At 68.7% G+C, this 15,080-nt stretch carries 10 protein-coding genes and 1 pseudogene; 8 read left to right on the plus strand and 3 right to left on the minus strand.

What is annotated here, in order from left to right; all coding sequences use genetic code 11:
* Positions 1 to 98 precede the first annotated feature (98 nt).
* A complete protein-coding gene (locus M1M07_RS30000; RefSeq protein WP_197251465.1) occupies positions 99 to 770 on the minus strand; it encodes an SDR family oxidoreductase in 672 nt (223 codons plus the stop codon).
* Positions 771 to 888: 118 nt separating this feature from the next.
* Here M1M07_RS30000 and M1M07_RS30005 point away from each other — a divergent pair, with 118 nt between their 5' ends.
* Both M1M07_RS30005 and M1M07_RS30010 read left to right on the plus strand, forming a co-directional pair.
* On the plus strand, positions 889 to 1,899 hold the full coding sequence (locus M1M07_RS30005) for a PHP domain-containing protein (RefSeq protein ID WP_248676501.1): 1,011 nt from the start codon (positions 889 to 891) through the stop codon (positions 1,897 to 1,899).
* An 8-nt stretch (positions 1,900 to 1,907) separates the two neighbouring features.
* Positions 1,908 to 3,344 carry an NAD(P)/FAD-dependent oxidoreductase gene (locus M1M07_RS30010; protein ID WP_248676502.1) on the plus strand — a complete coding sequence of 479 codons (1,437 nt, stop codon included), beginning with the start codon at positions 1,908 to 1,910 and terminating at the stop codon, positions 3,342 to 3,344.
* Here the strand turns inward: M1M07_RS30010 and M1M07_RS30015 are convergent.
* Positions 3,334 to 4,215 carry a fused MFS/spermidine synthase gene (locus M1M07_RS30015; RefSeq protein WP_197251468.1) on the minus strand — a complete coding sequence of 294 codons (882 nt, stop codon included), beginning with the start codon at positions 4,213 to 4,215 and terminating at the stop codon, positions 3,334 to 3,336. The two genes, M1M07_RS30010 and M1M07_RS30015, sit on opposite strands and share 11 nt — an antisense overlap.
* Before the next feature lie 98 nt (positions 4,216 to 4,313).
* On the opposite strand from M1M07_RS30015, the gene M1M07_RS30020 reads away from it, so the two are divergent.
* The 5 genes from M1M07_RS30020 to M1M07_RS30040 all read left to right on the plus strand — a co-directional run bounded on the left by M1M07_RS30020 (position 4,314) and on the right by M1M07_RS30040 (position 11,889).
* A complete protein-coding gene (locus M1M07_RS30020; protein ID WP_248676503.1) occupies positions 4,314 to 5,651 on the plus strand; it encodes a glycogen debranching protein in 1,338 nt (445 codons plus the stop codon).
* Between the two features lie 157 nt (positions 5,652 to 5,808).
* Positions 5,809 to 7,302 carry a class I adenylate-forming enzyme family protein gene (locus tag M1M07_RS30025; RefSeq protein ID WP_248676506.1) on the plus strand — a complete coding sequence of 498 codons (1,494 nt, stop codon included), beginning with the start codon at positions 5,809 to 5,811 and terminating at the stop codon, positions 7,300 to 7,302.
* An 81-nt stretch (positions 7,303 to 7,383) separates the two neighbouring features.
* Complete coding sequence (locus tag M1M07_RS30030; RefSeq protein ID WP_197251470.1) at positions 7,384 to 9,183, plus strand: DUF3556 domain-containing protein; 1,800 nt, start codon at positions 7,384 to 7,386, stop codon at positions 9,181 to 9,183.
* Complete coding sequence (locus M1M07_RS30035) at positions 9,180 to 10,607, plus strand: NAD(P)/FAD-dependent oxidoreductase (protein ID WP_248676504.1); 1,428 nt, start codon at positions 9,180 to 9,182, stop codon at positions 10,605 to 10,607. Before M1M07_RS30030 ends, M1M07_RS30035 begins: the two co-directional genes overlap by 4 nt.
* On the plus strand, positions 10,600 to 11,889 hold the full coding sequence (locus tag M1M07_RS30040) for a helix-turn-helix domain-containing protein (protein ID WP_248676505.1): 1,290 nt from the start codon (positions 10,600 to 10,602) through the stop codon (positions 11,887 to 11,889). The genes M1M07_RS30035 and M1M07_RS30040 overlap by 8 nt, the downstream gene beginning before the upstream one ends.
* A 55-nt stretch (positions 11,890 to 11,944) precedes the next feature.
* Here the strand turns inward: M1M07_RS30040 and M1M07_RS30045 are convergent, their stop codons facing one another.
* On the minus strand, positions 11,945 to 14,002 hold the full coding sequence (locus M1M07_RS30045) for a PhoX family phosphatase (protein ID WP_197251472.1): 2,058 nt from the start codon (positions 14,000 to 14,002) through the stop codon (positions 11,945 to 11,947).
* A gap of 801 nt (positions 14,003 to 14,803) precedes the next feature.
* Between M1M07_RS30045 and M1M07_RS30050 the strand changes: the two are divergent.
* Positions 14,804 to 15,080, plus strand: a pseudogene (locus tag M1M07_RS30050) (hypothetical protein); the annotation flags it as partial.

The raw sequence follows: 15,080 nt of genomic DNA on the forward strand, positions 1-15,080 counted from the left end.
GCCACCCCCCGCGCCGGCTCCGCCCCCTCCGCAGATCCAGATCCAGATCCCGGGCGCCCCGCCGGTGGTCATCCCGCTGCCGTTCTGACCGATAGCCGCTACCGGGGGCGCAGCACGATTTCCGTCGGATGGGCGTCGGCGGGCGTGCGGATCGCGTTCCCCACCGCCTGCGCGACGGTTGCCGGGCGCAGGTACCGATCGGGCCGGTACTCGTTGCCCTCCTCGGCGACGAGCGCACGCTGCATGTCGGTGTCGATGCGGCCCGGGTGCACCGACGTCACGCGCAGGGCCGGTTCCTCCTGGCGCAGTACATCGCCGAATGCCCGCAGCGCGAACTTGCTCGCCGCGTACGCTCCCCATCCGGCCCGCGCATTGAGGCCGGAACCCGAATTGATCAGCACCACATGCCCGTTCGCGGCACGCAGGGCAGGCAGCAGGGCGCGGGTCAGGGCCACGACGGCAAAGACGTTGGCGTCGAACATCTCCCGCCACTGCGCGACATCGGATTCGGCGACGGTGCCGAGGCTCGCGATGCCCGCGTTGTGCACGAGAACGTCGAGCCGATCGATGCCGGAGCAGGCCGCGGCGACGGCATCGTGGTCGAGCAGATCCACCGGCCACGGGGTCGCGCCGGGAAGTTCCGCGACGATCGCGCCGAGGGACTCCTCGGTGCGACCACCCAGCAGCAGGTCGTGGTCGGGGGCGAGTTCGCGGGCGATCGCGGCACCGAGGCCGCGGGTTCCTCCGGTGATCAGGGCTGTCGGACGCATACGGTCGAGCGTAGGACAGGGCGCCCGGCCCGGTTCCGTGCCGCCTCTCCCCGACCGGACGGACCGAATAGCGGTTTCCCGCCACCCGGGCTGCGGTGGGGCGGCCACAATGGAGGATATGGACCCGGTGAGCGCACTGCGCGAAGTCGCGTTCTGGCTCGAACGCGAGCACGCCAAGACCTACCGTGTACAGGCCTACCGCCACGCGGCGGACGTGGTGGCGGCACTCGACGAGACACAACGGGAGCACCGCCGCCGCACCGACACGTGGTCCGAGCTGCCCGGCATCGGCCCGAAAACCGCCGCCGTGATCCGCGAATCCTACGACGGAATCCCCGGCTACCTGCAGGAACTGCGCGATGTGGCCGAGCCGATCGGGCGCGGGGCCGACGACCTGTGCACCACCCTGCGCGGCGACCTGCACACCCATTCCGACTGGTCCGACGGCGGTAGCCCCATCGAGGAGATGGCGCGCGCCGCGAAGACCATGCTCGGGCACGAGTACCTCGCCGTCACCGATCATTCGCCGAGACTGACCGTTGCCAACGGGCTGAGCCCGGAGCGGCTGCGCACCCAGCTCGGAGTGATCGCCGAACTCAACGCGTCGGGCGACGGAGCGCGGATCCTGACCGGCATCGAGGTCGACATCCTCGAGGACGGGTCGCTCGACCAGGACGACGACCTGCTCGCCGAGCTCGACATCGTCGTGGCCAGCGTGCATTCGAAACTGCGGGCCGAGAAGTCCGCGATGACCCGGCGAATGGTGCGGGCGGTGACCAATCCGCACGTTGACGTGCTCGGGCACTGCACCGGGCGGCTCGTCACGGGTGGTCGCGGGCAGCGGCCCGAATCGACCTTCGACGCCGAGAAGGTGTTCTCCGCGTGCCGCGACCACGGCACGGCCGTCGAGATCAACTGCCGGCCGGAGCGTCGCGACCCGCCGAGCCGGATGATCGACCTGGCGCTGCGGCTCGGGTGCCGCTTCGCGATCGACACCGACGCACACGCCCCGGGCCAGCTGGACTGGCTGGGGTACGGATGCGAGCGCGCCGCGGAGCGGGGTGTCGAACCGGAGGACGTCATCAACACGTGGCCCGTCGAGGAACTGCTGGCCTGGATCGCCGGATAGGAGCGGATGTGGAACACGTCGATGTCGTGATCGTCGGGGCCGGCCTGTCCGGTATCGGCGCCGGATACCGCCTGCAGACGCAGTGCCCGGAGCTGACCTACACGATCCTCGAGGGTCGCGACGCGATCGGCGGAACGTGGGATCTGTTCCGCTACCCGGGTATTCGATCCGACAGCGACATGTACACCTTCGGATATCCGTTCCGGCCGTGGCACGGCGACCGGTCCTTCGCCGACGGCCCCTCGATCCTCGAGTACGTGCGGGCGACCGCCGCGGACTACGGGGTGGATCGCCGAATCCGTTTCGGGCACAAGGTGAACGGTGCCACGTGGGATTCGGGCACCGCGACGTGGACGGTGCGGGCGATCGCGGACGGCCTCCCCGTCGAACTGACGTGCTCGTTCCTGTACATGTGCAGCGGCTACTACAGCTACGAATCGGGGTACCTGCCGGACATTCCCGGCCTGAACACCTTCGACGGCCCCGTGGTGCACCCGCAGTTCTGGCCGGAGGACCTCGACTGGTCCGGCAAACGCGTCGTGGTGATCGGCAGCGGTGCCACCGCGGTCACCCTGGTGCCCGCGATGGCCGAGGACGCCGAGCACATCACGATGCTGCAGCGGTCGCCGTCGTACATGATCTCGCTTCCCACTCGCGACCGGTTCGCCGACCGGATCCGGACATGGTTGCCGGGCAACGTCGCCCACCGTGTCGTGCGTATGAAGAACGTCACGAGAATGCTGGCGTTCTACCAGTTCTGCCGGCGGATGCCGAATCTGGCCGGCAAGGTGATTCGCGCCCGTGCCGCCCGCCGCCTGCACGGAAGCACGCCGGTCGATCCACATTTCGCGCCCACCTACGATCCGTGGGATCAGCGCATGTGCCTGGTTCCCGACTCGGACCTGTTCCGGGCGCTCCGATCCGGTCGCGCCGACATCGTCACCGCACGGATCGAACGGGTCACCGACCGTGGGGTCCGACTCGAGTCCGGCGAAGAACTCGAGGCCGACGTGCTGATCACCGCGACCGGTCTGCGGATCGTTCCGGCCGGTGGTATCACGCTCGTCGTCGACGGGGAACGGGTCGATCCGAGCGACAGGTACGTGTACCGCGGGACGATGCTCAGCGGCGTGCCGAACTTCGCGTTGTGCCTCGGCTACACGAACGCGTCGTGGACGCTGCGTGCCGATCTCGCGTCCCTGTACGTGTGCCGGCTGTTGAACCATATGCGGCGCAAAGGGTATCGGAGCGCGATGCCCGACTATCGCGGCGACGGACGGACCCGCCCGCTGCTCGATCTCTCCTCCGGATACGTGCAGCGCGCCGCGGGGATCCTGCCGCGGCAGGGCACCCGCAACCCGTGGCGGATGCGCCAGAACTACCTGCTGGACCTGCCGACGATGCGATTCGGCCGGATCGACGAATCGATGGCGTTCAGCCGGTGACGAGGCCCTCCTCGGCCGGTGCCGATTCGCGAGGTGGCGGAATCTCGCTGTCGCACAGCACCTTCGCTCCGGATGCGAACCGCTGCACCTCGTCGTCTCGACGGATCTGCGCCGGGACCGCGCCGCCGAGCAGATCCCGGGCGAGGCTCGCGGAGTCGCCGAGGGGCGAATCGCTGCCGGCGATGACGACGTTGCCGTAGCGGCGGCCTTTGAGCATCGCCGGGTCGGCGATGATCGCGGTGTGCGCGAACACGCTGCCGATCGTCGCTGCCTCGCGCTTGGCGGTCGTGAGGTCGCGGGTGTCCCCGCAGTTCACGACGTAGATCCCGCCGGGTGCCAGCACACGACGGGCGTGCCGGGTGAACTCGACGGTCGTCAGCGCCGCAGGTGTGCGGTTGATCGCGAACACGTCCCGCACGATCAGGTCGCGGGTGCCGTCGGTGAGCGAACTCAGCACCGCACGCGCCTCCCCGACCCGGATGCGCAGCAGCGGTGCCCGCGGGAGATCGAACCACTCGCGCACCAGCTCGGCGAGCCGCCCGTCGATCTCGACGACCACCTGCCGGGAGTTCGGAAAGCACGCGTGGACGTACCGGGCCATCGTGCACGCACCGCCACCGAGGTGCAGCACCCGCAGCCGGTCGGCACGGGTCCAGTGCGCATCCATCAGGTGCGCGATCCACCGCATGTACTCGAACTCGAGCAGCGTCGGATCGGACAGGTCGATGTGGGAACTGGGCACCCCGTTGATCTCGAGCAGCCACCCGTCCGGCCGGTACCGGTCCTTGACGAGCTCGCACGTGCCGGTGTCGATGTCGTGGATTCCGGCCGACAGAACGGCATCGGAGGCGGGACGGGGACGGGAGCTCACCGCCCCATTGTCCTCCCCGGTGCCGCCGGCACGGCACGAGGGGGCGGCCGACCGGGCTCTCGGCGTGCGCTTTTCCTCGGAAGTCGCACAATGAAACGATGCCGGACCGCGGATTCACCCATACGCAGCTCGCCGCGCGCGCTGCCTACCTGTTGCGCGGCAACGATCTGGGCACGATGACCAGTGCGGCGCCGAAGCTCTATCCGCACATGTGGAGCTGGGACGCGGCGTTCGTCGCCGTCGGGCTGGCGCCGTTGAGCGTGGAACGCGCCGTCGTCGAACTGGACACGCTGCTGTCGGCGCAGTGGAGCAACGGAATGATCCCGCACATCGTCTTCGCCAACGGCGTCGACGGGTACTTCCCCGGTCCGTCCCGGTGGGCGGTGAGCGAGCTCGCCGCGCATGCCCCGGACGGTGTGCAGACGTCGGGGATCACGCAGCCGCCCGTGCACGCGATCGCGGTGCAGCGGATCCTCGATCATGGTCGCCGGCACGGCCGCAGCACGCGCGCGGTCGCCGAGGAGTTCCTGGACCGGCGGTGGGCGGACCTGGTGCGCTGGCATCGCTGGCTCGCCCGTGCCCGCGACCTGGAGGGGAACGGCCGCATCGCGCTGTATCACGGGTGGGAGTCCGGGATGGACAACTCGCCGCGTTGGGACGCCGCGTACGCGAACGTCGTGCCCGGTCCGATCCCGGCCTATCTGCGCGAGGATCTGGTGCACGTCAGCGATGCCGGACAGCGCCCCACCGACGCCGAGTACAACCGCTATCTGTGGCTGCTCGAGGAGATGAAGGGCGTCCGGTACAACGACGAGGAACTCACCACCGCGATGAGCTTCGCGGTCGAGGACGTGTTCGTCAGCGCCGTTTTCTCGCTGTCGTGCGAGGTGCTCGCCGTCATCGGCGAGGAGCATTCGCGGCCGCACGCGGACGTGCGCGACCTCTACGGCTGGGCCGAACGCTTCCGGCGGGGCGTCATCGCGACGACGGACGAACGTACCGGCGCGGCACGAGATTTCGATCTTCGATCCGGGAAGTGGATCGCCACCGAGACTCTCGCGATGTTCGCGCCGCTGCTGTGCGGCGGCCTGCCGAGGGCGACCGAACTCGCGCTGTTGCGGACCTTCGAGGGACCGAAGTTCTGCGGACATCCGGACCTGCGGTACGCGGTGCCGCCGTCGACGTCGCCGGTGTCGAAGGATTTCCGGTCCCGCGAGTACTGGCGCGGACCGGTGTGGCCGGTGATGACGTGGTTGTACTCGTGGGCGTTCGCGCGCCGCGGCTGGGCCGAGCGCGCGAACATGCTGCGCGCCGAAGGGCTCCGGCAGGCCGCCGACGGTTCGTTCGCCGAGTACTACGAGCCGTTCACCGGCGAACCTCTGGGCAGCATGCAGCAGTCGTGGACGGCGGCGGCCGTGCTGGACTGGCTGGGATAGGCGTCCCGCGGGCCCCGTACACGGGGCTTTTGTGCTCCGGGGACAACACCTCGCCGGAACTCGAGCCCGCGAGGCCCTGGTTGATAAGTGATGCGCGTCACTACCGTTGCGGTCATCCCCGAAGGAAGGACCGACCGCCGTGACGACCGACAGCACCATGACAATCCACAGCGCCGAGACGCTCGACCCCGCGACGATCGAGTACCTGGTGTGGCATCGCGAGTCCGATCGCCCGTGCGTGCGTGACGACGCCCTCCGGCTCACCTACTCCGAATTCGCCCGCAGGGTAGACGGATTCGCGTCCCAGCTGCAGGAGCACGGGATCGGAGCCGGGGACGTCGTGGCGGTGATGCTGCCCAACCGCGCCGAACTGCTCGTCGCGCTGATGGCCGCGTGGCGGCTGCGCGCGACCGCGACCCCCGTCAATCCCGCGTTCACCGACGCGGAGGCCGGCTACCAGATCGACGACGCCGGAGCGGTACTCGTGCTGGGCACCGGCCCCGAGTCGCCGTCTGCCGGGCGGCCGCTGATCCACGTCGACGACATGGTCACCGCACCGCCGGCCGGGTGGACCGCCGGTGACGATCCCGCCGCCGACGACACCGCACTGCTGATCTACACGTCCGGTTCGACGGGCCGCCCCAAGGGAGTGCAGCTCACGCACGCGAACCTGCAGTTCATGGCGGCATCGTTCCGGACGCATCTGCGGCTCACCGAATCCGATCACTGCCTGCTGATCCTGCCGTTGTTCCACGTCAACGCGATCGCCGTCAGCTTCCTCACACCGATCCTGGCCGGGGCGCAGCTGAGCATCACCGGCCGGTTCTCCCCCGCCCGGTTCTTCGACGACGTCGCCACGCTGCGGCCGACCTACTTCTCGGCCGTGCCCACGATCTACGCCCTGCTCGTCTCGCAGCCCGCGCAGGCGTCGCTCGACACGTCCTCGCTCCGGTTCGGGATCTGCGGTGCCGCACCGATTTCGAAGGAACTCCTCGATCGGGTCGAGCAACGCTTCGGGCTGGTCGTGGTCGAGGGATACGGGCTCACCGAAGGAACCTGCGGGTCCGCGTGCAACCCGATCGACGGTCCCCGTAAGCTCGGCACCGTGGGGCCGGCACTGCCCGGTCAACGCATCGGCATCGTCGACGAGAACGGAAACACGCTGCCGCCCGGGCAGATCGGCGAGGTGGTCATCGAAGGCCCGAACGTCATGGCCGGCTACCTCGGCCGGCCCGACGAGACCGCCCGCACCGTCGTCGACGGACGGCTGCACACCGGCGACGTCGGCCGCCTCGACGAGGACGGCTACCTCACCCTCGTCGACCGCATCAAGGACATGATCATCCGGGGCGGAGAAAACCTGTACCCCAAGGAGATCGAGAACGCGCTCGCCGAACATCCGGCGGTGCTCGAATGCGCCGTGATCGGCGCACCCCACGACGTGTACGGCGAGGTGCCGGTCGCGTACGTGGTGACCTACCCCGATCGTGAAACCACCGAGGAGGAACTGCTCGCCCACGTCGCCGATCGGTTGACGCGGGTGAAGGTACCCGAAGCGATAGTCCTGGTCGACGCTCTGCCGCGCAACCCGGTCGGCAAGATCGACAAGCCCGGCCTACGGCGCCGCCACTCGGTGCCCGCCGACGCCTGACCCTTCCCCCACAGCTCGTTTACTCGACTCGCCGGCAGCAGGCCGGTGAGGCGATACACCCTACCCAGGAGGCGAATTCCCATGGGATTCAAGACCGGCAACTTTCCCGAGGTGGACCCCTCGACATTTCGTGACCAACCGTTCCGGGACCGTCTGCGCGCCATGTCGACCCACTGGGTCGACCACGGGTTCGGAACCCCGAAGATGGTGCACACCGTCTACATCCTCAAACTGGCGATCCTCTACGTCGGCGCGGGCACCGCACTGGCGACCCTCACGTCGGGACTGTCGTGGTTCGACGTCGCGTCGTGGTGGAACCAGCCGATCGTCTACCAGAAGCTGATCCTGTGGACGGTGCTGCTGGAGGCACTCGGTCTCGCCGGTTCGTGGGGCCCCCTCGCCGGCCACTTCAAGCCGATGACCGGCGGCTTCCGGTACTGGCTCAAGCCCGAGACGATCCGGCTCCCACCGTGGCCGGACAAGGTGCCCGGCACGGCCGGTGACCGCCGCACCGTCGGCGATGTCCTGCTCTACGCCGTGCTGCTGGCGAACCTCGTTGCCGCCGTGGTTCTTCCGGGTGTCCATACCGGCTCGCTCGACGCACTCGTCGCCGACAACGTCGGCCTGGTCCGGCCCGCCGTCGTGGCCCCGCTGATCGTGCTGCTCGTCGTGATCGGCCTGCGGGACAAGGTCATCTTCATCGCGGCTCGCAGTGAGCAGTACCTCCCGGCCATGGTGTTCTTCACGTTCCTGCCGTTCGTCGACATGATCGTCGCGCTCAAGCTGCTCATCGTCACGGTATGGGTCGGGGCCGGTGTCTCGAAGTTCGGACGCCACTTCGCCATGGTCGTGCCGCCGATGATCAGCAACACGCCCTGGATGCCGTCGAAGCGCATCAAGCGCATGCACTACCGCAGTTTCCCGAACGACCTGCGCCCGTCGCACCTGGGCAGCGGCGTCGCCCACGTCCTCGGCACCCTCGTCGAGATCGTCACCCCGGTGATCCTGCTGTTCTCCACCAACCGCACGGTGACGCTGCTCGCGGTGCTGCTGATGGTGGCGTTCCACTTCTTCATCGCCTCCACCTTCCCGCTCGCGGTCCCGCTGGAGTGGAACCTGCTCTTCGCGTACGCCACCGTGTTCCTGTTCTGGGGCTTCCCCGCGTGGGAGGGCTACGGCGTCGGCGACATGTCGTCGTGGTGGCTGGCGGGCGGAATCGCCGTCGCGCTGTGCTTCTTCCCCGTCCTCGGCAACCTGCGGCCCGACCTGGTGTCGTTCCTGCCGTCGATGCGGCAGTACGCCGGCAACTGGGCGTCCGCGACCTGGGCGTTCGCGCCGGGCGCGGAGGAGAAGCTCGACCGGCACATCGTCCGGGCCGCGAAGAACACCCGCACCCAGCTGCTCGAAACGTACCCGCCGGAGGTCGCGGACGTCGTGATGCACCAGCTGCTCGGCTGGCGGTCGATGCACAGCCAGGGCCGCGCGTTGTTCTCCCTGATGATGCGGCACCTCGGCGACGACATCGACACCTACGACCTGCGTGAGGCCGAGTTCTCGTGCAACTCCATCGTCGCCTTCAACTTCGGTGACGGGCACCTGCACAACGAACACCTGATCGCCGCGATCCAGCGCCGCTGCAACTTCGCGCCCGGCGAGTTCGTCGTCGCCTGGATCGAATCGCAGCCCATCCACCGCGGCGTGCAGGAATACAAGGTGATCGACGCGGCGGTCGGCGTGATCGAACGCGGCACCTACAAGGTCGCCGACGCGGTCGGCGAGCAGCCCTGGCTGCCCAACGGCCCGATCCCGTTCGACGTGCAGTGGACAATGGACCGCAAGGGCGCACATCGCGACGCGGACGATCGGGAGGTCCTGGCGTGAGCACAGCGGTCGTGGTCGGCAGCGGGCCCAACGGGCTCGCCGCCGCCGTCCACCTCGCCCGCAGCGGCGTGGACGTCCAGGTTCTCGAAGCGGCCGACGAGATCGGTGGCGGCACCCGCTCCGGCGAGCTGACCGTCCCCGGCCTGGTCCACGACCACTGCTCGGCCTTCCACCCGATGGGCGCCGGCTCCCCCTATCTGCAGACCCTCGGACTCGAGCGGTACGGGCTGCGGTGGCGGTGGCCCGAGGTCGACTGCGCACATCCGCTCGACAGCGGTGAGGCCGCGCTGCTGTACCGGTCGCTCGACGCCACCGCCGCCGGACTCGGAACAGCCGACGGCGCGCGGTGGCGCCGGATGTTCGCGGACCTGGCCGGCGGGTTCGATGCCCTGGCCGGGGACCTGATGCGCCCGGTCCTGAACGTGCCGAGGCACCCGCTGCGGCTGGCCGCGTTCGGTCCCCGGGCGCTGCTGCCGGCCACGGTGACGGCACGCTGGTTCCACACCCCGAAGGCCCGGGCGCTGTTCGGCGGGGTGGCCGCACACGCCTACCACCGGCTGGATCGGCCCGCGACCTCCGCGGTCGGGTTGATGATCGTCGCCGCGGGACACCGCTACGGATGGCCGGTCGCGGAGGGTGGATCGGCCGCGATCACCCGCGCGCTCGCCGCGCAACTGGCCGAGTACGGCGGGAAGATCCACACCGGTGTGCGGGTGCGACGCACCGCGGACATCCCGGCCGCCGACGTCGTACTCCTCGACGTCGCTCCGGAGGGTGCCCTCGAGATCTTCGGCGATGCGATGCCGTCACGGATCACGAAGTCGTACAAGAAGTTCCGGCACGCACCCGGCGCGTTCAAGGTCGACTTCGCGATCGACGGGCCGATCCCGTGGACCGACCCCGAATGCGGTCGCGCCGGGACCGTGCACCTCGGCGGGGAGTTCGACGAGATCGCCGGTGCCGAAAGAGCGGTCGCGTCCGGGCGGATGCCGGAGCGGCCGTTCGTGCTGCTGGGTCAGCAGTACGTGGCCGATCCCACCCGCTCCCGCGACGGCGTGAACCCGGTGTACGCCTACGCGCACGTGCCCGCCGGATACACCGGGGATGCGACCGAGGCCGTCGTCGCGCAGATCGAGCGGTTCGCACCCGGATTCCGCGACCGTATCGTGGCGACGACGGTGGCCACCCCGGCCGATCTGGCGCGGGACAACCCGAACCAGGTGGGCGGCGACATCATCGGTGGCGCGAACGCCGGTGTGCAGGTGGTGTTCCGGCCGCGGATCGCCCTCGATCCGTACGACATCGGTGTCCCGGGGGTGTACCTGTGCTCGGCGTCCACCCCGCCCGGCGCGGGCGCACACGGCATGTGCGGCTACAACGCCGCCGAATCCGCGCTGCGCCGGCTACGGAGTGGCCGTGACTGATCCGGCGGCCACGAACGGCACAGGGACGACGACGCACGACGAGGTTCGCCGCGTCGTCGGTGAGATCGCGCAGCGGTTCGGGGACCGCCAGCAGGAGATCACCCGCGCGTTGACGACCATGATTGCCCGCGAGGTGGCCCGGCTCGACGAGGACCCGCTGCTCGTCGAACTGCTCGAGGCGAGTGTGCACGGCAACATCACGACGATGATCCACGTGCTCGCCAACGATATTCCCACCGATCACCTCCAACCTGCTACGGCAGCAGTGGAATACGCGCTGCGGCTCGCGCAGCGCGACGTGTCGTCGCACTCACTGGTTCGGGCCTATCACCTCGGGCAGAACGAGTTCATCCGGATGTTCGTCGACGAGGTCCGCTCGATGGACCTGCCGACGAACCTGGCGTTCGATGTGATCGAGAACGTCTCGTCGGTCGTCTCCCGGTACATCGACCGGATCACCTTGGACGTGTTCGACGCGTACGAGAAGGAACGTCAACGGTGGTCGGCGGTCCGCGGGAACGTGCACTCGGCGCTCATCCACGGACTGGTCGAGGGAACCGAAACCGACACTGCCGCATTCGAATCCGAAACCGGCTATCGGCTCGACCGGTGCCACGTCGCGCTGATCGTCTGGTCCACTGTCGAACCCGCCGACGGAGGTGTCAGTCCCCTCGACCGGCTGGTCCGCGGCATCGCCGCACACCTGCGGGCCGACGGCCCGCCGATCCTCACCGCCGTCGACCGCCGCACGGTGTGGGCGTGGCTGCCGTTCGGCCGGCGCCCGCCCGCGATCGACACGGCCGAACTCGCCGCGGTCGTCGGTACCCACTCGACCGGCCGGGTGGCCGTCGGGCTTCCCGCGACCGGTCAGGCCGGATTCTGCCGCAGCCACGAGCAGGCCAGGGCTGCGTATTCGATCGCCATGGTGCAGAGCACCTCACATCGCCGCGTCATCGGTTTCGGTGACCGCGGTGTCGCCGTCGTGTCGCTGCTCGCCCGAAATCTCGACGCCGCACGGGCGTGGGTCGGCGAGGTGCTCGGTCCCCTCGCGGACGACACCGAGCAGGCCGCGATGCTGCGCGCGACGCTGAGCACCTATTTCGCGACCGGCGAGAGCCACCTGCACACCGCCGAACGCATGAACCTGCACCGCAACACCGTCAAGTACCGGGTCGGCAAGGCCCTCGGTGACCCCACCCGCGCACCCGCCACGCACGACAAGCTGGACGTCGCGCTCGCGTTGCAGGCCTGCGAGTACCTCGGCAGTTCCGTGTTGCGCTGACGCGCCGGTGTGCCTTTGTGGCGGTGGGGGCCGCCGGAAGGGCACACGAGGGCGTTCACGCCCACTTCTTCCACACCACCACGACCGAAGGTCGCGGCTGGGTGGTGCCACCGTCGGGCCAGTGCGAGGCGGGAGCGTCCCACGACGCGTCGTCGGTCTCCCCCGGATGCTGTACACACACCAGGACGCGGTTCTCCTGGACGACGGGACCACACGTCTCTGCGCCGATCGGCACGGTGAGGAACTGCTTGGTCTCGCCGCGGCGGGGCCCGTCGAGCACGACCGCGAACAGGCCGTCGTTGGATTTCAGGGCGTTGCCGTCGGTGCTGATCCACAGGTTGCCGTGCGGATCGAACGCGAGGTTGTCGGGGCACGAGATCGGGCTGACCTGCGATTTGTCGAATCCACCGAAGTAGGTGTCGGCCGCTTCGGGATCGCCGCACACGAGCAGCAGATTCCAGGTGAAGGTGGTGCCGGCGTGGTCGTCGTCGATCTCGAGGACCTGGCCGTTCTTGTTGTTCACACGCGGATTCGCTTCGTCGGCAGCGGGTTTGCCGTCTGCGCCGCGATTCGAATTGTTGGTCAGGGCGACGTAGACCTTGCCGGTCGCCGGATTCGGTTCGAAGTCCTCGGGCCGGTCCATCTTGGTGGCACCGACCTTGTCGCCGGCGAGGCGGGTGAACACTGCGACCTCCTCGGCCGACATTCCGTCGACCAGCGACTCTGCGGAACCGTCTTCGCCCGTGCGCAGCAACGGAATCCACGTGCCGCTGCCGGCGAATGCGCCACTCTCCGGCAGGGTTCCGGTGCCGTCGATCGTGTCGGGGTTGTCGCCGGTGAGCTGCGCGACGTACAGGGTGCCGGCGTCGAGCAGGGTCATGTTGTGCCGCATCGCCGCTTGCGAGTTCCCGGCTTGCATCTTCCGGGACGAGACGAACTTGTACATGTAGTCGAAGCGTTCGTCGTCACCGCTGTACGCGACGACCGTGCCGTCGGGGGTGATGTGGACGGTCGCGGCCTCGTGCTTGAACCGGCCGAGCGCGGTGTGCTTGACCGGCACGGACGTCGCGTCCCAGGGGTTGACCTCGACGACCCAGCCGAAGCGGTTGACCTCGTTCGGGTTCGCCGCGACATCGAAGCGCGGATCGAATCGCTCCCACTTGCGTTCGGACGCACCGCCTTCGATTCCGTAGCGGGCGAGCTGTTCGGCGACGATCGGATCGGTGACCTGCTCGGCGTTCGCGAAGTACTGGTTGAAGTTCTCCTCCCCCGACAGCACCGTGCCCCAGGGGGTGAGTCCGCCCGAGCAGTTGTTCAGTGTGCCGAGCACTCGGGTGCCGGTCGGATCCGCAGCGGTCTTCAGCAGGTCGCTGCCGGCCGCAGGCCCGGTGACGGCGAACTCGGTCAGGGCGGTGATGCGCCGGTTGTACGGACCGAATTCCGGTGTGAGACGCCCCGTTCCGGGCTCACCCTTGACCTGCACGACGGACAGTCCGTGGCCGGCCCAGCCGATCCGCACGTGCTCTTCGGTGGGATTCTCCGCGTCGTACCCGGCGAACATGAACGGTTCGGTCGTGTATTCGTGATTGACGACCAGCAGATAGGTGTGCGGCACGCCGTCGACGGGCAGCAGGCCCGCGAAGTCGTTGTTGAACCCGAACTGCTTCTCCTGCGCCGCCGCGGCCTGATTCTCGATGTCGAATGCGGGGGCGTCGGGCAGCACCGGGTCGCCCCAGCGGATCACCACGGCGTGCTCGTAACCGTCGGGGACGGTCACCGCGTCCGCGGTGTTCGGTGGTACGGGTGTGAAATCGGTTCCGGGACCTGCCGGTCCAAGATCACCACTGCCGGGCGCCGGTGCCTCCCCGGCGCTCGCGTCGTCCGAGCACGCCGTGAGCACCCCGCCCGCGCCGACCGCGAGGACCGCCATCGCACCGCCGCGCAGCACCCCGCGCCGCGACACCCCACCCCGCATTATGTCCCCGAAGTACGCTCCGCCCGAATTGTTCGGTACTGCGTGCGAGCAGGCGTCGCCGCACTTGTAGCGGCACGTGATGTTCGCCCGTGACGACTTCCCGTCGTGGACGAACAGCGACAGGTTTTCGATGCGCACGTGATCTCCCTCGTCGATTCGCTTCGGGGGCACCGTATAAGGCGCAAACGAGACAAACCGAACGAACAGATGAACAGGGAGCGAGGGCTTTTCGACCGGTGGATGCTCCGGGTCCGCGCAAACGGACCGGTCGGTTCTCACCCTTCCGCTTGTTCCGGGCCGGGGCCGGAGCGGTCGTAACATTCCCCGCAGTCCCTTTCGGAACCCGTGTGACAGATGTGGAGCAGTGAATACCGATGGGACCGACCGGTTTCGCGCTGACGTGCAGCCTGGAGGGGTCCGACACCGTGTGGCGGACCCAGCGGCGACTGTGTGATGGGACACAAATATGTAACGGTTGGGCCGTGGACGAACGATGGATGTGTCCTATTTGTGTCATGCGGGACGCAGGTACGGGGCACGTCGGCCCTGAGCCGGTGGCGGGTCGGCCGGCAGTCTTGCCCCGGAATCGGTCCCGCTACGAGTCATGTTGAAGTGCAACGAATCCCACGTCATCGGAGTCGGTCGCCGGAGTGACCGGGTGAGGCCGATCGGTCGCTGCCGCCCCGGCCTCCGGGTGTCGTGATCGGGCGATTGGGGGCGCACCGAATCGAGAGCGAAAGCGCTGGGTGTCGCCTTTCGGCCGCAAACGTGACATGGATCACGATACCTTGAAAAGCGCCCTACCTGCGCCGTTACCTGGATGTGACCTTAAGGCCGCTCGATGGTGATCCATCCGGGAACAAAGACTTCCCTTCGGTAACGCCCGCGGCCGCCAGTTTCGGAGGCCGAACCCGCTCGGCCGATCTTGGAGCACGACCCATGTCAGTTTCATATTCGCGCCGTTTGCGTGCCGCCGTCGCCGCGGCCGCCATGATCACCACTGCCACCGCCGCCGTTGTGGCGAATACGTCCGCCGCCAACGCCGATACTGCCTCCGCCGTGCCGGCTCGGTTCGATCAGCCTCGTGAGCAGCTCAAGGCGCTGGACTTCGAGGCCCTGTCGACCGCGGGGTGGAGTGGCGCCGCCGACGCTGCTACCGCCGAGCCGGCAGCGTCCACGGAGCCGGCCGAGGTCGCGCCCGAGCCTGCCCCGGCGC

Source organism: Rhodococcus sp. HM1, from assembly GCF_023218075.1.
Taxonomy (GTDB): domain Bacteria; phylum Actinomycetota; class Actinomycetes; order Mycobacteriales; family Mycobacteriaceae; genus Rhodococcus.